Origin of the sequence: Paenalcaligenes sp. Me131 (assembly GCF_050487225.1) — a bacterium.
Classification (GTDB): Bacteria; Pseudomonadota; Gammaproteobacteria; order Burkholderiales; family Burkholderiaceae_B; genus Paenalcaligenes.
Genome location: NZ_JBKQGY010000001.1, coordinates 489366 through 507518, shown reverse-complemented (window position 1 = coordinate 507518; position 18153 = coordinate 489366). Strand labels below are relative to the sequence as shown.

Below are 18153 nucleotides of genomic sequence, written 5' to 3'. Positions count from 1 at the left end.
CTTGTCTAGGTAGCTAGCTGGCTACCTGTGCAGTAGCATGACGCCCAACACAGCCATAGCAAGTAGAATCAACATGACACCCGATGCCCGCTCTAACCATGGTTGTATTCTGGCAAACCGCTGTAGTACACGTTGGTTACCGATCAGCACGGCAACCAACGTATCCCATAACGCCACGACGCTAAACATCCATAAACCGTAAAACACTTTCCAGCCTACGCTGATGACATAGGGCTCCGTCAGTAGGCTCACTAAGCTGGCGTAAAACAAAGCATTCTTAGGGTTCAGAATGCCTGACAAAAAACCCATGCCAAGCGCTCGCCACCATGCCCTATACGCCGTCATCACCGACGTAGTCTGTCTAGACGTCGGTACATGTAACGTGCCATCCCCTGCATAACAAATAAACAGTACGCCTAAGTAAAACAGGTAAATGCACCCCGCCATCTGCAAGATCACAAACCAGATGCTGTCTGGATGCATGGCCTCTACACCGGCAAAGGCTACAACGATGAACACAGCATTTGCCAAGGCTATGCCTAGGCTAGCTCCGCTAGCAACTCGCCAACCAGCGGCTAATGAGGTTCGGGCTACAAGGAAGAAATCAGGGCCAGGGGAAAGCAGCGCTAAGAAATGCGCTACGGCTATCACTAAAAACAGCTGCATTGACAGATACACACCTCAAAAAATGTAGGTGTAGTCTGCCTAAGAGCTAGATCGTTGTATTGAAGAAAATTGCAGTGTTCGTACTTGCGGTATCAGCCCTTATAGCTACCCGGCGTCACCCCGGTATAGGCTTTAAACACACGTTGAAAGTGAGCTTGGTCGGCAAACCCTAAGTGGTGCGCTACCTCAGCGAGACTATCACCTTGATGCATCAGTGATCGAGCAACATTAATACGCAAATTCAGTTGCCATATGTGCGGAGTCATCCCTGTTACCGTTCTAAACGCACGAATTAGCTGATACCGACTCATGTTGGTTAGTGAAGCTAACTCTACTAATGACACTTTTGTCGTGGGCACGTTGCGTAGGTACTCTAGTGCTGGTTGGATTTTCTTCGCAACCACTGAGGTATCGCTAATTGGCTCTACCCATACACTTTGCGATACGTCGTAGTCCCCAACAAACTCTATGAGTGCGGCCTCTTTTTCATCCGTTGGTGCCGCCGAAAACAACACATCATTAAGCGTGCAGAACTGTACGTACAACACCGCATCTGATACCACACGCACTGGCTCTAGTTTCTGTGAGGGTTCATTCGCGTACTCCTCCCTCACCATACGTAACCATGCCACATCCAGATGCAGCATCTGATAGCTCCACGCGCTGTCAGGTGCTGGATTACAAGCATGCACACGCTCTGCTGGCACAAACACTAATGAGCCTGGACGTAAGGCTACCGGGCCGCCCTCTGCTCCCGCAAATACACTAGTGCCACCGTCTACCGCCCCAATAGAAAACGTAGGGTGAGCATGCGGTTTATAGCAGGCTCTACTATGGCAAGCACGGCGTGTTTCCACGAATGGGAGTGCAGGATCATGCCAAAAATTCTGCCCCTGATTAGGCTGAGTATTTCGCTCTGCGGCCCTCACCATTGCTCTCGTCATTTTTTGGTAATCTCCATTTGTGCCAATCATACGCTCACTCATCACGCCTGCCGAGATAAGTCTGGCACTACATAGGCTAACTGTACTTTTCACACTGGACTAACGCATGCAACCGCGCATTGTAATTGTTGATGATCACCCTTTAATGTGCATGGCTGTGCGTCTTGTCCTGGAGCGCGAAGGTTATGACATCGTGGCCGAATGCCATACTGGTGCTGACTGCGTGCAAACCGTACGTACCTTAGAGCCAGACTTAGTGGTGCTTGATTTAAGCATCCCAAAACTGGACGGGTTTTCAGTCATTGATAGGCTGCGCAGCTCTACGATCAAAACTAACATCCTGATATTGACCTCAAGTGACTCTAACCACTATGCCTTTCGCTGTCTGCAAGCAGGTGCCTCAGGCTTTGTGCGCAAAGACGATAAGCTAGAAGAGTTAACTCGCGCGGTAAAAGCGGTACTGGCTGGGTACTCCTACTTCCAAAAAGAAGTCACGGATCAACTACGTGAAAATGCGTTTATTACCGCCCGAAAAACCACGACCACCAACCCTTCTGAGCTGTCCTTATTAACCGATAGAGAACTCACTGTATTTGGGCTGTTGGTGAAAGGCATGAACAACCAAGAAATCGGTAATACACTCATGCTCAGCCACAAAACGGTTAGCACCTACAAAATACGGCTTATGAGTAAACTCAACGCCCCTAATATGGTTGAACTAGTGAAAATAGCCCAACGCAATGATATTGCAACGACTTAGATCAGCCTTACAAGCATGGGTTGACTGCAAACAGCTGTCTATAACGAGCACTCATCTCCGCTAATAAACTATAGAGCTGCTGTATTGACTCCAGCCATTTAGGATCGTCTAGCCTATGCTGCTGACACGCCACCCCGACTTGCTCACACGCCTGTACTAAATCGTGATGATTCAGCATCCTAGCCACGCCCAAGGTCTGATGCGCTAGCTCGACAATACGACAGCAGTCGTGCTGCCCGTAGGGAGGCTGCAGCTGTTTTCTGGCCTGCTCTACCGACGTTAGTATCTCTCTGGCTAAACGCCACGCATTTTCCCTACTGCCTCCTGTCAACGTTAACAACACCTCAAAGTCTTGCATCATCCATGCTGAATCCACCGCATACGCCAGGCTGGGTTCATCGACCTCCTTGGCTACCGCTTGCCCTATGGCGTTATGACGGGATAACGACCTCAACTTCTCTTGCAAGGCCTCTAAGCCTAAAGGTTTCACCGTACAGTCATTCATACCTGCCGCTAAGGCTCGTTGTATTTCTTCGCGTTGTGCATCGGCTGTTAGCCCCAAAATCATGCAAGGGGATCGTTGCATCACCTGCTCTTCATAGCGAATAATCTCAGTCAGCTCCACCCCTGACATGCCCGGCATTCTACAGTCGGTGATGACGACTGCAAACGCTGCCGTACGCCATAATTCCAATGCCTGCTGCCCGGTAGTAGCCTCTGCAAACGTATGCCCCAGAAACTCCAACTGCTGGCACAACAACTGCCGATGAATGGCGTAATCATCCACCACCAAAACATGTAATGACGGTGCAGGAGCGTGCGATAGCACGGTGCCTTGCTCGTTTTTCTGACTTACCGTACTTTTCCCTTGCCATACAGGAACCTCCAGCGTTATCAGCATACTGGTACCCGCATTCAGCGAACTACTCATAGTTAAGGTGCCACCCATTAGCTCACACAATGAGCGTGTAATGGCTAAACCCAATCCTGACCCCGATGGGTCTGAGCTTTTATTGAGCTGTGTAAACGGTAAAAACAAACGCTTCTGCTCGCTTTCTGATACGCCTATTCCGGTATCACTCACCGTTAATTGCAGGCGCATCACTCCCGCTCCTACGTGCTGTCCCACGGCTTTGATTTTCACATGGCCTGTAACCGTGAACTTGATAGCATTGCTGACCAAGTTAAACAGCATTTGCCTCACCCTAACGGGGTCTACCAGCACGTCTTTGGACGCACACGCAGCTAGCTCTAGCAACAGAGCCAGCCCCTTTTCTCTTGCTAACCCTTCAAAGGACGAAGCTACCGACTCTATCAAGCTTTTGAGGTTCACGCGCTCAGGGGTAAAAACCAGTCTGCCCGATTCTATTCTAGAGATATCCAACACATCGCCAATCAAGTCTTGCAAGCCATTGGCACAGCTATACGCAATCTGTATGCCTTTTTTATCTAATACGCCTTGATCGGCCTGATGCTGCACCAACTCTAACGTCCCTATCACTGCACTCAACGGTGTGCGGATTTCATGGCTCATTGTGGCCAAGAAGCTCGTCTTTTCCCTATTGGCTTGCTCGGCCTGCTTACGCGCAACCTCGAGTTCTGTGACCACCTGCTCTAGCTCTGTAATCAGCCGCTGCTGCTCTGTGACGTCTAGCCAACCACAAATGACCCCTTGCATCACTCCGTTTGCATCATGAAACGGCTGAATCCAATGATCTATCCAGCGCTCTTCCCCATTCATGATCGTGGCCCGCCGCATACGCATGGCCTGGTTATTGGCTATAGCGTGCATGTAGGCCTGATGCATGGCTTCGGCCGCCCCAAACTTTGGTGGCCCCTGCAACACTGTTTTCCCATACAAATCTTCTGCTTTAGCCCCTACTGCTTCCAAGTAGCTGCGTGTACCGCTAATGAATTTCCCGGCGATGTCCCGTACATAAATAGGCTGGGGAGTGGCCTCGCTTAAGGTATCAAAAAACTCCAACTGATCATTCAAGGCTTTTTCGGTAGCAATACGCTTAGCAACCTGCTTACGCAAGTACAGCACCCACACCACAAATACAGCCACGAGCACGCCTGCAATACTAGGTAGTACCAGTTCGCATGAGCTTTCAAGAGTATTCAGTACTGACGCTGTTATAGAATCGGCCACATCCGTTACTGCCCAAAGACGGCTAGATCACATCGCGCTACACCTCTGCCTAGGCTTCACCATCAAGCACATCACACAGTGCACTCGCTCCCTCTAAGAAGATTTCAATGTATCTGATTCAGGCGTGAAACCAGATCAGATACCTCCCGCGTTCAATCGGAAACCACATACCCACCGCGTCAGATACTTCTTCTTAATTCATACCATGCGACATCGCCCTTCACTATCAGCACAGTTGCAGTGCGCTAAAGCCATCTTGTGCGAAACAGCTAGTGTTTACACGCGAGCAAGCCTGAGTCCAGCAGTTACAGACCGATCCACTGGGCAATCAGATCTTTCCGCCTATCTACCCTATGACAAAGCCACTACGCTGCCTACATGGCCTAACTGATTCCGCTTCTACTGTCATAACGTACGGTTCGCAAGGCCAACCTCCTACCCAAGAAGGCGCAGTCAGCGCAGGAGTCTTATTGATGCGCTATCGCATTCTGGTCGTAGAAGATCACCCCCTATTACTCACTGATACCACCCATACTCTGGCGAGCCTAGGGCCACACCGTGTTGACGGTGTCAGTAGTGGTACTGAGGCACTACGCCTACTCTCGGAGGTTACTTATGACCTAGTGCTAAGTGATTTGCATATGCCTGACATAGATGGCCTTTCACTCATAGAACAATGGCCCACACACGCCCATAGCCCTGCACTTGCCCTGATCAGCAGCGACACACTAGCTATTTTGTCTGGAGTATCCCAAGCCGCAAAAGCCCGTGGAATCTCTGTACTAGGCGCCTATACCAAACCTTTTACCCAGCGCTGTGCTCAAGCACTGTTACGCGCCTTAGCGACTCACCAACAGCAGTTCACCGCCGCCCGCCCACCTTGCCACACACATTCTAATGATCTATTGCGGGCGGCCCTACATACACAGGCGATTCAAGCTTGGTATCAACCCAAATACTCTATGGCGGAGAAAAAAATCGTAGGGGTAGAAGCTTTAGCACGCTGGGAGCATCCTCGTCTTGGGCAACTGCCTCCTAGCGCTTTCTTACCCGACATAGAGCGTGAGGCGCTACACGAAGAACTGTTGTACTGCATGCTGCAACAATCCATTGCCGCCCAGCAATACTGGCAAGCTCTAGGGCATGACATCACTGTCTCCATCAACTTACACACGCGTCTCTTGGACGACTTAACCCTGCCCGAACGACTCTATGCGTACGTTCTCGCGGCAAATGCCAAACCAGCCTCTATCACTTTTGAGCTAACTGAGCATACAACCACGCTAGATACGGGGCATTATTACAGCGGTGCCACCCGCTTACGTATGATGGGTTTTGCTCTGTCACAAGACGACTTTGGCACGGGCTATAGTTCTTTTTATAGGCTACTGAGCACACCATTTACAGAGCTCAAACTGGACCACTCCCTGCTACACAATGCTCTCAACCATCCGCATTTTCGTACAGCGTTGCAAAGCCTCATCCGTTTAGGAAACGATCTGGGGTTGGCAGTCGTTGCTGAAGGAGTCGAAACCCCGCAAGAGGCCGAGCTTGTTCAACACATGGGCGGCGACATTATTCAGGGCTACGTCATCTCCCCTCCCATACGCCATGATGCAGTGGCAGCGCTACTAGCTAACTCCTGCGTCAGCCCCTTATATGCCCACTGATTGCTGTTTCTATCTCACCACTACGGTGCCTGCCCCGCAGTCTCAATAAGCGCTAAGCCTATATATTTACAAATAGCAAACTTCTATGAGACTTGTCTGAAGTAGATAAGGACCTGTCTGATATAGACAAGAGGGGGTCATGGTTATTCTGGAACACATAACCTATGTTCGGAGTACACCCATGACGCATACCCATTCCACCACACCAAATATTGACGGCCTTTTCTACTCCCCTACACAAGTGCTGAAAATTAAAAACTTATCTGCCAAAGATAAGAAGGTAGATTTTTTGACCAATAGCGCCTTACAGGACCGTAAGGTTCGTAAAGCCCTGAGTGGTATTACTCAATTGGCAAAACCTAGATCAGGTATCCCGACTGAAGTCCCTGTCAGCATGGAAAAACACCGCTGGAATCCTATACGCGCTTGGCGGGAATACCTATGCTTAAGCAGCGAGAGCATGGCCATGAAAATGAATCTCGATGTGGCTGATTACCTTGAAATAGAAGAACAGCCAACGAAACTTGATGATGAGACTCTGGACACCATTTCTACAAAACTGGGGATTCACAAACAACTACTGTCGAAATCCATAGAGAAATACAGCCAAGCCTGGGTTTTTCTTGAGAATATAGCGTAAAGACACCTTGTTCTGTCTCTAACCTGCCGTTGATAGTGCAGGCCATAAAATCCTCAAATAGCGATTTTTAGCATGCACTATCTGCAGCAGAAGCACACCGCGTAAGCGGGGGTACGTGCACGACCACGACTATGAGATTTATCCGAAGCTGATACAGACCCATCTGATATCACTGCGCCTAGGCGATTGCTATTCTAGGCGGCATATGACTATGTTCGGAGTACTCTCATGCCTCATACCCAAAACAGCATTCATAACATTGACGGCTTTTTCTACTCTCCTTCGCAAGTACTTAGTAGCAAAAGTCTATCAAGCAAAGATAAAAAAATAGGTTTCTTAACCAGTGGAGCCCTCTTAGATAGCCGAGTTTGTAAGGCCCTGAGTGAGATCATTCAGTTGCCTAAACCAAGCATGAACATACCCGCAGAAGTCTCTAACAGTATGGAAAAACATTTTTGGAATCCCATACGTGCGTGGCGAGAGTATTTGTACTTGAGCAGTGAGTCTATGGCCAAGAAGATGAATCTGGATATTACCGAATACCTAGAAATAGAAAATCAGCCCTTCAAGCTTAACGACGATATCCTCACTAAACTCGCTACCAAGTTTGGCATACACAAAAACCTTTTGCTGAAATCCATAGAAAAATACAACCAAGGATGTGTACTGCTAAAAGGCGTAGACTAAAAAACAAAGTGCCATAATCCCTTTCAAGGTTATGGCACCCTGTTCATCGCTACCGCATTAGCTATACATCAATCATCAGCAGGCATAGCACTTTTGCGTTTCTTGGCCTCTTCTTTCTCTTGGCACAAGCGCTGTAAGTAGGCTTCATCAATATCGCCTGTTACGTACTCACCGTGGAAACAAGAACCTTCGAAGGCTTTGATTTCAGGGTTCAAGTCACGCAATGCTTGCTCCAAATCTTCCAGATCTTGGAAAATCAGGCCATCTACGCCAATTTCTTTGGCAATTTCATCTACATCGCGGTTATGTGCAATCAGCTCACCATAGGTAGGCATGCTCACGCCATATACGTTTGGATAGCGTACTGGCGGTGCGGCAGACGCCAAAAAGACCTTGTTGGCACCCGCTGAGCGCGCCATTTCAACAATTTCTTTACTGGTAGTACCACGCACAATAGAGTCATCGACCAGCAATACGTTCTTGCCTTTGAACTCCATAGGAATAGGACTCAATTTCTGACGTACGGATTTTTTACGTACTGCCTGACCTGGCATGATGAAGGTACGGCCAATATAGCGGTTTTTGATCAGACCTTCGCGGTATGGCAGGTTCAATCGGTCCGCTAACTGCATTGCAGATGGACGTGAAGAATCGGGAATAGGCATCACCACGTCTATATCGCTCAGACGTACAGTTTTGGCCACTTTATCGCCCAAGTACTCGCCCATGTTCAAACGAGCGTCGTACACGGAAATACCATCAACGGTAGAGTCAGGACGTGCAAAGTACACGAACTCAAACAAACATGGCATTAATGTCGCGGATTCCATGCACTGGCGGCTGTGAGGCACACCATTCACGTCTACCCAAATGGCTTCACCGGGCTTAACATCACGCACCAAATCAAAACCACAGCCTGTGAGCGCTACCGACTCAGAGGCAAACATCCACTCTGTACCCTGAGGGGTTTCACGTTTACCCATACACAGTGGGCGGATGCCGTTAGGATCACGGAACGCCACCATACCCAAGCTAGCCACTTGAGCAATCACCGAGTAAGAGCCTCTGGCGCGTGTATATACCGCGTTCACGGCTGCAAAAATAATATTCTCAGCGTCAGAATCTTGGTTGGACGCTTGCTGCAACTCGTGTGCAAACACGTTCAACAGCACTTCAGAATCTGAGCGTGTGTTCATGTGGCGTCTATCTACGCTGAACAATTCTTCACGCAGCTCACGCCAGTTGGACAGATTGCCGTTATGTACAAAACTGATACCAAAAGGCGCGTTCACATAAAAAGGTTGCGCCTCTTCGATGCTGTCGCTATCACCTTCGCAGGGATAACGCACATGCCCTAGACCACTATTACCTGGCAGCGCACGCATATTGCGTGTGCGGAACACGTCTCTAACTAGCCCCTTGCCTCGGTGTGTGTGAAAGAAGTTATCGTTAAAAGTAGTGATGCCAGCGGCATCCTGACCACGGTGCTGTAAAAGCAGCAAACTATCGTAGATCAATTGGTTTACGGGACTGTACGCGTACGCCCCAACGATTCCACACATAATAATGTTCCAGTGCTAGTTTAGTAAGGTAACCAGGATGCTAAAGAAGGTGGCAGTAACTGCTTTAACTGCTGCACGGCATTCACGCAGGCTTTTGATAGTCGCGCCTCTTGCCACCAGGGCTCTTTAGGCAACTCGGTATAGCCGGCCAAGATGACCAGCAACAATGCAAATACCACGCCCCTCAAGAGGCCAAAGAGCGCGCCAAATGCATGATCTGCAGACCCCAAGCCACTGCGATCTATCAAGGTCGCGAGCATCATATTCAATAGGCCAAGGGTCAATAAAGCAGCAATAAAAAGCACCGCGTAGGACACAGCGGTGCGAAGTAAATCGTTATTCAGATAGTCGGTTAGCAAGACGGAGAGCGAAGGTCCCCACCATATAGCAACCAGAAATGCAGCGATGTAAGCAATCAAGGAGAGCAGCTCTTTGAGCAGCCCCCTTATTAATCCTAGGATACTGGAGAGTCCTAGTAGTGCTAACAGTAAATAATCAAAGCTTGTCACTTGGTAGAAATAAAACTATTTGCATACCCTAACGAGCGTAAGCGCGTTTGGGCTGCCTGCGCGGCTTCACGTGTAGGGAAAGCCCCTACGCGCAGCCTGTACGCAGTTTTGCCGCCAGATGTGGTGCTTTCCACATAAGCGTTAGTAACACCTGCGTTTACTAACTGTTTGCGACGGGTCTGTGCATCATTTTCCGATGAATAGGCCGCAATCTGCAAGATAAAGTTACCACGTTGTGCATTATTGCTACCGGCAGTTGATGCTGAATTGCTACTCGGTGGCGTACGCCCTTCCAGCAACGCCAATGCGACTGAACCATCATCTGTACGCTGGTTATTATCACGGCGTGGAGGTGGTGGTGTAGGAGTAGCGGGTTGTGTCGCTGGACGTGTAGGTTGCTCTGCCACAGGCTTAGGAGGCTCTACCGGCGCAGGCTGCTGTGTTGCGGGTGTAGAAGACCCTGTAGCCGGTGGCTGAGTCGTCGTATTACCCGGAGTCACTGGCGTAGGCTGCTGCATCGCAACGACAGTACCCTCATCGCCCGTTGCCACGCCAGATTCTTGCTCATCTGCTGTACCTTGTGTGGGCTCGGCTTCAATGACAGGAGGGACAATAGCCGGAATCACAGCCATGACTGGTTCAGGCATGTTCTCAGAATCATTGCTGGTGAGAAACGGAACAATCACCACCGCTGCCAATACAAGAACCAACGCCCCTACCAACCGGCGTCGTGCTCGCGTACGCATCTCGCGCAATTGCGCATCACTAGACTGACGTCGTGATGCACCACCTGTTTCTTTGTTTGAGAACAACCCCATGTATCTGAAACCCACTAAGTAAAAACCGCTTGCACCACACAGTTAGCGAGGATCTCTACCTAAATGCTTGAGAACCGGACCAACTGTGGCGAATGAACCAAATACAAGAATTCTATCATTCGGTTGAGCATCTGTTAGCGCTTGCTCGAAAGCTTTAACCGGATTTTCACACTCTCTAACAGTTGTTTCAAAATAGTTTACACGTTTGCCGGCAGCAGGACGTACACCGGGCTTGCGATCACCCTCTGATGTAGCAATCTCTTGGGGATTACTCTGCACTGCTCCCATCTTTTTCACGCCATTTAATAACGCCGCCAAATCGCGGCTGCTTAATCCGCGCGGGCCCTCTAAGGACGCAACGTACCAACTATCAATTCTATCGATCAGCAAGCGCAATACACCCGCTGCATCTTTGTCATTCAACATACCCAACACGGCCAACGTACGACCTGTGCATGGCATTTGATCCAAATTCTGCGCCAACGCACCCGCTGCATGCGGATTGTGAGCCACGTCCAGTACCACCAATGGCTCACCAGGCAAAATCTGCAAACGGCCAGGAATGGAAGCACGATTCAGGCCGCTACGTACCGCTTGAGCCGATACCACCAATTTCATTTGCAGCGCTTCTAGGGCTGCCAACGCTGCCGATGCGTTCAGCAGTTGGTTCACACCACGTAGCGATGGGTATGCCAAGCCTGCACGACGCTGCTCGCGGCCGCCATAAGCCCACTGCTGGCTATCACCAGAGTAGTTAAAATCTTTCCCAAACAACCACAGGTCAGCGCCAATTTCTTGGGCATAACGCGCTACGGTCTCTGGCGGCACAGGGTCTGCACAAATAGCAGGCCTACCTGGTCTAAAGACGTGCGCTTTTTCCCAACCCACGGCATCGCGTGAATCGCCCAGATAAGCAATGTGATCAATGTCTACGCTGGTGAGGATAGAGCAGTCTGCATCTACCATGTTCACGGCATCTAAACGCCCGCCCAGCCCTACTTCCAGAATCGCCACGTCTACTTTTTCTTGCTCGAACATCAAGAGCGCCGCCAAGGTAGCGAACTCAAAATAGCTCAGCGATACCTCGCCACGCGCTTGTTCAATACGGAAAAATTGCTGAGTAATCTGTGCATCGGTCGCCAACTCGCCATTTAACTGTATGCGCTCGTTGTAATGCACTAGGTGGGGAGAAGTATAGAGGCCGGTTTTATAACCCGCTGCGCGCAAAATAGCATCCAAAATGGTACAGGTAGAACCTTTACCATTGGTGCCCGCCACGGTGATGGTGACAAATGGCGTTTGCAGTGCAAGATTTTTTGCGACTTGTTTGATGCGATCCAACCCTAAGTCAATTTCGGTAGGATGTAGGGTTTCCAGATATGTCAGCCATTGTTCCAGCGAGCTGGTGGCTGTCAAAGAATGATTCAACATGGTCAAAGCACACAAAAAAACAGCAGGTGCTAATGATAGCACCTGCCATTACTGACGTCAGGTTAATGACGAAAAAACTACTTGCGACGTACAGGTGGCAAATCGGTGCACGCACCCAAAGATGCCTCTGCAGCCATACCCACAGACTCGCCCAAGGTTGGGTGTGGGTGGATGGTTTTGCCAATATCTACGGCATCTGCACCCATTTCAACTGCCAGCGCCACTTCACTGATCAGATCACCAGCGCCTGTACCTACGATAGTACCGCCTAGGATACGCTTGCTCTCAGCATCAAAAATCAGCTTAGTGAAGCCTTCATCACGCGCATTAGCAATCGCACGGCCAGAAGCCTGCCATGGGAAATGCCCTTTCTCAATGGCAATACCCTCTTTCTTGGCTTCTTCTTCGGTCATACCTACCCAAGCTACTTCTGGGTCAGTGTACGCAACAGAAGGAATCACACGCGCATCAAAGAAGGTTTTTTCACCATGAATAACTTCGGCTGCCACGTGCGCTTCATGTACGGCTTTGTGTGCCAACATAGGTTGACCCACAATGTCACCAATCGCATAGATATGCGGTACGTTAGTACGCTGCTGCTTATCGACGTTAATGAAACCGCGATCGGTGACAGCGATACCCGCTTTATCTGCACCAATCTTGTTGCCATTAGGCGTACGGCCTACAGCTTGCAGTACCAAGTCGTAACGTTGGGCTTCTGCTGGGGCTTTATCGCCCTCAAATTTCACCCAAATACCGTCTTCACGTGCTTCAGCAGAAACCGTTTTGGTGTTCAGCATAATGTGATCGAAACGGTGTTCGTTCATTTTCTGCCAAACTTTTACGGCTTCGCGGTCTGCACCTTGCATCAGGCCGGATTGCATCTCGACCACGTCTAAACGTGCGCCCAACGCGGAGTACACCGTACCCATTTCCAGACCGATAATGCCACCACCAACGATCAGCATTTTCTTAGGCAAGAATGGCAGCTCTAACGCACCAGTAGAATCTACAATACGTGGGTCTTCGGGCAAGAATGGCAGTTTCACGGACTGGCTACCTGCTGCGATGATGGCCGATGCAAATTTCAACACTTGCTCTTTACCATCTGCCGCACGTACTGCAATATGGTGAGGGTCAATAAACTCGCCCACACCATTTACTACAGTTACTTTACGGGCTTTGGCCATGCCAGCCAAACCGCCAGTCAACTTACCGATTACCGATGTTTTGTAGTCGCGCAATGCGTCTAGCTCAATCTTGGCCTCGCCAAAGCGAATACCGTGATCAGCCAAGGCTTTAGCGGCTTCAAACACGCCCACACTGTGCAGCAATGCTTTGGAAGGAATACATCCTACGTTCAAACATACGCCGCCCAGTGTGCTGTAACGCTCAACCAAGGCTACTTTCATGCCCAAATCAGCGGCACGGAAGGCGGCAGAGTAACCGCCAGGGCCTGCACCCAACACCACCACGTCGTACTCGCCGTCTGCCGCACCGCTGTGCTGTGCGGCTTGCGGGGCTTGAACAGGAGCAGGTGCAGCGGCGGGAGCCGCTGCCACGGGTGCTGCAGCCGCAGTTGGCGCTGCTTCTGCTGTGGCACCTGCTGCTTCTATACGTACGATGGCAGAGCCTTCTTTTACCTTGTCACCCAGTTTAACCAACACCTCTTTGACTACCCCAGCTTCTGCAGCGGGGATTTCCATAGAGGCTTTGTCGGATTCAACGGTAATCAGACTTTGTTCCAGCTCGATGGTATCGCTAGGATTCACCAACAGCTCAATCACCGTTACTTCACCGGAATCACCGATATCAGGCACTTTTAAATCAATCATGCTCATAACGGCTCCTTACAGCAAGATGCGACGGTAATCCGCCAGCAGCGTTGCAATGTAGGCATTGAAGCGAGCTGCCGATGCACCATCAATCACACGGTGATCGTAAGACAGAGACATTGGCAACATCAGGCGTGGCTCAAACTCTTTGCCATTCCAGATAGGCTGCACGCTAGAACGGGATAGACCCATAATCGCTACTTCAGGTGCATTGATGATAGGTGTGAAGTCTGTACCACCAATACCGCCCAAGGACGAAATCGTGAAACACCCACCTTGCATCTGTGCTGCACCCAGTTTGCCTTCGCGCGCCAAACCAGCCAACTCACCTGTTTCTTTTGCGATTTCCAGCACGCCTTTTTTGTCAGCGTCACGAATCACTGGTACCACCAAACCGTTAGGCGTATCGGCAGCAAAGCCAATATGGAAGTACTTTTTCAGAATCAGGTTATCGCCATCCAGCGAGGCATTGAACTCTGGGAATTTCTTCAACGCTGCCACAACCGCTTTGATAAAGAATGCCAGCATGGTTACGCGTGTACCTGCTTTTTTACCTTCTTCATTCAGCTGCTTGCGGAACTCTTCTAGGCTAGTGATATCTGCTTGCTCGTTGTTGGTGACATGAGGAATCATCACCCAGTTACGATGCAAGTTAGCACCCGAGATTTTCTTGATGCGAGACAGCGGAGCCGCTTCCACTTCGCCAAAGCGACTGAAATCCACTTTTGGCCATGGCAACAAATCTAAACCGCCGCCTGACAACGATGCACCCGCTGCTGCAGGCGCTGCGCCGCCAGCCAAGGCCCCTTTCACAAACTGACGTACGTCATCAACCGTAATACGGCCTTTGTTACCAGAACCATTTACCTTGACCAAATCTACGCCCAACTCACGTGCAAATTTACGCACGGATGGGGAGGCGTGAGGCAGATTGCGCAGAGGCACAGCCGCTTCAGCAAAAGCTGCTGTAGGCGACTCACGTACTGGGGATTGCGATGCTGCTACACCAGCAGCGGAGCTCACCACTTCTGTCGTGCTAGACGCAACCGCTGCGGCTTTAGGTGCTTCGGCAACAGGCGCTGCTGCTTGCGCAGCTGGCGCTGCCGCAGGAGCCGCAGAGCTTACTTGCAACTCAAGAATGTCTGAGCCTTCGCTAACCGTATCACCCACTTTCACTTTCAGTGCAGTAATAACACCAGCGTGACTGGAAGGTACTTCCATAGACGCTTTTTCAGTTTCCAGTGTGATCAGGCTTTGATCTGCTTCAATGGTGTCACCCACTGCTACCAGCACTTCAATCACGTCTACATCACGAGCATCACCAATGTCTGGTACACGCACTGTAATAATAGAGGTGGTGGCTTCAGCAGCAGGCGCTGCTGCCGGAGCAGCCGGTGCTGCGGCAGGTTTTTCTGCGGCGGCAGGAGCCGCTGCTGGTGCAGCAGCCTCTGCTTTAGGCGCCTCAGCGGCACCCGCAGCATCCAGTTCCAGAATCAAAGAACCATGCTTTACTTTATCGCCGATTTTGACTTTCAACGACTTCACCACACCAGCATGTGAGGATGGAATTTCCATCGAAGCCTTATCGGATTCAACGGTAATCAAGCTTTGTTCAACTTCAACTGTGTCGCCAACAGCAACCAGCAGCTCGATCACATCCACTTCACCGTCGTCGCCAATATCAGGAACAGTGACTTCAATCAAATTGCTCATTTATCTACTCCTTAGGCGTGATGCGGATTAGCTTTCTCGGGATTGATGCCGTACTTTTTGATTGCTTCCAGCACTTTCTCGCGTGGCAGTTTGCCTTCATCAGACAATGCACGCAGCGCGCTCAACACAACAAAATGACGATCAACCTCAAAGTGCTCACGCAGTTTGTAGCGATAATCAGAACGACCGTAACCGTCTGTACCCAATACACGGTAGGTACGACCTTCAGGTACAAAGGCGCGGATTTGGTCAGCAAAGGCTTTGATGTAGTCAGTAGAAGCGACGATAGGACCATCGGTTTCAGCCAACTTCTGTGTCACGTAAGGTACGGGTGCTTTCTTATCAGCAGGATTCAACAAGCTGTAACGTTCGCAATCCAAACCTTCACGACGCAATTCTGTAAAGCTGGTCACGCTCCATACATCAGAGCCTACACCCCAGTCTTTTTCTAGCAGTTCTTGAGCAGCGATAACTTCGCGCAAGATCGTACCGGAACCCATCAGTTGTACTTTCAGTTTGCCTGCATCAACAGACTTGAATTTGTACATACCGCGCAGGATACCGTCTTCGTCGCCAGATTTCAGACCTGGTTGTGCGTAGTTTTCGTTCATCAGCGTGATGTAGTAGTACACATCTTCTTGCTCTTGAACCATACGACGCAGACCGTCACGCATGATTACTGCCACTTCGTGAGCAAACGCAGGGTCGTAAGACACGCAGTTTGGAATCACAGAAGCTTGAATATGACTTTGACCGTCTTCGTGCTGCAAACCTTCGCCGTTCAGAGTCGTACGGCCAGCCGTACCACCCAGGATGAAACCACGTGCTTGCATATCACCCGCTGCCCATGCCAAGTCGCCAAAACGTTGGAAACCAAACATGGAGTAGTAGATGAAGAACGGAATCATGATCTTGTTATTGCTGGAGTACGACGTAGCAGCAGCAACCCAGGAGCTAAACGCGCCCAGCTCGTTGATACCCTCTTGCAACAACTGACCTTTTTTGTCTTCACGGTAGTACATCACCTGATCTTTATCGACCGGTGTGTATTTTTGACCTACGGCAGAGTAAATACCAATTTGACGGAACAAACCTTCCATACCAAAGGTACGGGATTCGTCAGCCAAGATAGGCACTACGCGTGGGCCCAATTCTTTATCACGCAGCAACTGGTTCAGTACACGTACAAAAGCTTGTGTAGTGGAGATCTCACGGCCTTCAGCTGTAGGCTCCAATACTGCTTTGAATACTTCCAGCTCAGGTGCTGTCAGTTTCTCGCTAGATTTGGCGCGACGTTTAGGCAAGTAACCACCCAGCGCTTTACGGCGTGCTTGCATGTACTGCATTTCTGGAGAATCGTCTGCAGGTTTGAAGTACGGCAAATCTTCCAGTTTTTCGTCAGAAATAGGAATATTGAATCTATCGCGGAATTCGCGGATGGAATCGATATCCAAGCTCTTTTGCTGGTGAGTCGGGTTTTTAGCCTGGCCAATGTGACCCATGCCGTAACCTTTAATGGTTTTGGCCAAAATCACAGTAGGCTGACCTTCGTGTTTCACCGCAGCATCAAATGCAGCGTAAACCTTGTTTGGATCGTGACCACCACGGTTCAAGCGCCAGATATCTTGGTCGCTCATACGGCTTACCATTTCTAGCAGACGAGGATCTTTACCAAAGAAGTTTTCACGCACGTAAGCGCCATCGTTGGCTTTGTACGCTTGGTATTCACCATCAATGGTGTCTTCCATCACTTGGCGCAACACACCTTCTTTATCGCGTGCCAGCAATGGATCCCAGTAGCCGCCCCAGATCAGTTTGATCACGTTCCAGCCTGCACCACGGAAGGTGCCTTCTAATTCTTGAATGATCTTGCCGTTACCACGCACAGGACCATCCAGACGCTGCAGGTTGCAGTTCACCACAAAAATCAGGTTATCCAGACCTTCGCGAGCGGCCACACCAATAGCGCCCAAGGATTCTGGCTCATCCATCTCGCCATCACCCAAGAACACCCACACTTTACGACCGCTAGTGTCTTGAATGCCGCGCGCATGCAGGTATTTCAGGAAACGGGCCTGATAAATACCCATCAGCGGGCCAAGACCCATGGATACAGTAGGGAACTGCCAGAATTCTGGCATCAATTTAGGGTGGGGATAGGAAGACAAGCCTTTGCCGTCTACTTCCTGACGGAAGTTATCCATTTGCTCTTCAGTTAAAGAGCCTTCCAAAAACGCACGGGCGTACATACCTGGGGAGGTATGGCCTTGGAAATACACCAAGTCACCACCGTGGTTTTCGTTTTCAGCGTGCCAGAAGTGGTTCTGACCACACTCAATCATTGTTGCCAAGGAAGCAAACGATGCGATGTGACCGCCCAAGCTGCCGCCATCTGCGGGAGTTTCTTGGTTAGCTTTTACCACCATCGCCATCGCGTTCCAGCGAATATATGAACGAATACGTTCCTCAATCGCCAAATCACCTGGATTGCTTGGCTCCAACCCTACAGGGATGGTGTTCAAGTACGCAGTGTGGGGGGAGTAAGGAATATTAGAACCCGAACGGCGCGCCAGATCAGTCAGGCGTTCCAACAGGTAATGGGCTCGTTGCGGGCCCTCACGATCAAGCACGGCCTCTAACGCTTCTAGCCATTCTTGTGTTTCAAGAGCTGCGTCAGGATTGGCGCTGGCTGGATTACTGTTTTGGTCAAGAGAGGACATATGGCGTCTCCAGTTTTATTGATAGAAGTCCGTGCTGCGATGTTCA

Annotated in this window: 14 protein-coding genes; 4 read left to right on the top strand and 10 right to left on the bottom strand. The window is 50.1% G+C overall.

Annotated features, from left to right (window positions below):
* Positions 1-21: 21 nt before the first annotated feature.
* Positions 22-666: a LysE family translocator gene (locus ACLPHM_RS02405; RefSeq protein WP_430219675.1), complete on the bottom strand. Its 645-nt coding sequence runs from the start codon at positions 664-666 to the stop codon at positions 22-24.
* A gap of 92 nt (positions 667-758) precedes the next feature.
* On the bottom strand, positions 759-1610 hold the full coding sequence (locus ACLPHM_RS02400) for an AraC family transcriptional regulator (RefSeq protein WP_430219674.1): 852 nt from the start codon (positions 1608-1610) through the stop codon (positions 759-761).
* A gap of 106 nt (positions 1611-1716) precedes the next feature.
* On the opposite strand from ACLPHM_RS02400, the gene ACLPHM_RS02395 reads away from it, so the two are divergent.
* Positions 1717-2370 (top strand): response regulator, encoded by a 654-nt coding sequence (locus ACLPHM_RS02395; RefSeq protein ID WP_430219673.1) that lies wholly within the window; start codon positions 1717-1719, stop codon positions 2368-2370.
* Positions 2371-2377: 7 nt separating this feature from the next.
* Here the strand turns inward: ACLPHM_RS02395 and ACLPHM_RS02390 are convergent, their stop codons facing one another.
* On the bottom strand, positions 2378-4522 hold the full coding sequence (locus ACLPHM_RS02390) for an ATP-binding protein (RefSeq protein ID WP_430219672.1): 2145 nt from the start codon (positions 4520-4522) through the stop codon (positions 2378-2380).
* A 473-nt stretch (positions 4523-4995) separates the two neighbouring features.
* Here ACLPHM_RS02390 and ACLPHM_RS02385 point away from each other — a divergent pair, with 473 nt between their 5' ends.
* From ACLPHM_RS02385 to ACLPHM_RS02375, 3 genes are all read left to right on the top strand, one after another.
* Positions 4996-6192: an EAL domain-containing response regulator gene (locus tag ACLPHM_RS02385; RefSeq protein ID WP_430219671.1), complete on the top strand. Its 1197-nt coding sequence runs from the start codon at positions 4996-4998 to the stop codon at positions 6190-6192.
* A 181-nt stretch (positions 6193-6373) separates the two neighbouring features.
* Positions 6374-6832, top strand: a complete 459-nt coding sequence (locus ACLPHM_RS02380) for a hypothetical protein (RefSeq protein WP_430219670.1) — start codon at positions 6374-6376, stop codon at positions 6830-6832.
* 441 nt (positions 6833-7273) lie between these two features.
* Positions 7274-7519, top strand: a complete 246-nt coding sequence (locus ACLPHM_RS02375) for a hypothetical protein (protein ID WP_430219669.1) — start codon at positions 7274-7276, stop codon at positions 7517-7519.
* Positions 7520-7587: 68 nt separating this feature from the next.
* Here ACLPHM_RS02375 and purF read toward each other — a convergent pair whose 3' ends face one another.
* From purF to aceE, 7 genes are all read right to left on the bottom strand, one after another.
* A complete protein-coding gene (gene purF / locus ACLPHM_RS02370) occupies positions 7588-9081 on the bottom strand; it encodes an amidophosphoribosyltransferase (RefSeq protein ID WP_430219668.1) in 1494 nt (497 codons plus the stop codon).
* A 20-nt stretch (positions 9082-9101) separates the two neighbouring features.
* Positions 9102-9590 (bottom strand): CvpA family protein, encoded by a 489-nt coding sequence (locus ACLPHM_RS02365; protein ID WP_135863659.1) that lies wholly within the window; start codon positions 9588-9590, stop codon positions 9102-9104.
* On the bottom strand, positions 9587-10408 hold the full coding sequence (locus ACLPHM_RS02360; protein ID WP_430219667.1) for an SPOR domain-containing protein: 822 nt from the start codon (positions 10406-10408) through the stop codon (positions 9587-9589). The genes ACLPHM_RS02365 and ACLPHM_RS02360 overlap by 4 nt, the downstream gene beginning before the upstream one ends.
* A gap of 42 nt (positions 10409-10450) precedes the next feature.
* On the bottom strand, positions 10451-11839 hold the full coding sequence (folC, locus tag ACLPHM_RS02355) for a bifunctional tetrahydrofolate synthase/dihydrofolate synthase (protein ID WP_430219666.1): 1389 nt from the start codon (positions 11837-11839) through the stop codon (positions 10451-10453).
* Positions 11840-11916: 77 nt separating this feature from the next.
* Complete coding sequence (gene lpdA / locus ACLPHM_RS02350) at positions 11917-13680, bottom strand: dihydrolipoyl dehydrogenase (RefSeq protein ID WP_430219665.1); 1764 nt, start codon at positions 13678-13680, stop codon at positions 11917-11919.
* Positions 13681-13689: 9 nt separating this feature from the next.
* Complete coding sequence (aceF, locus tag ACLPHM_RS02345) at positions 13690-15387, bottom strand: dihydrolipoyllysine-residue acetyltransferase (protein WP_430219664.1); 1698 nt, start codon at positions 15385-15387, stop codon at positions 13690-13692.
* 11 nt (positions 15388-15398) lie between these two features.
* Positions 15399-18107, bottom strand: coding sequence for a pyruvate dehydrogenase (acetyl-transferring), homodimeric type (gene aceE / locus ACLPHM_RS02340; protein ID WP_430219663.1), 2709 nt, complete (start codon positions 18105-18107; stop codon positions 15399-15401).
* Positions 18108-18153: the final 46 nt, after the last annotated feature.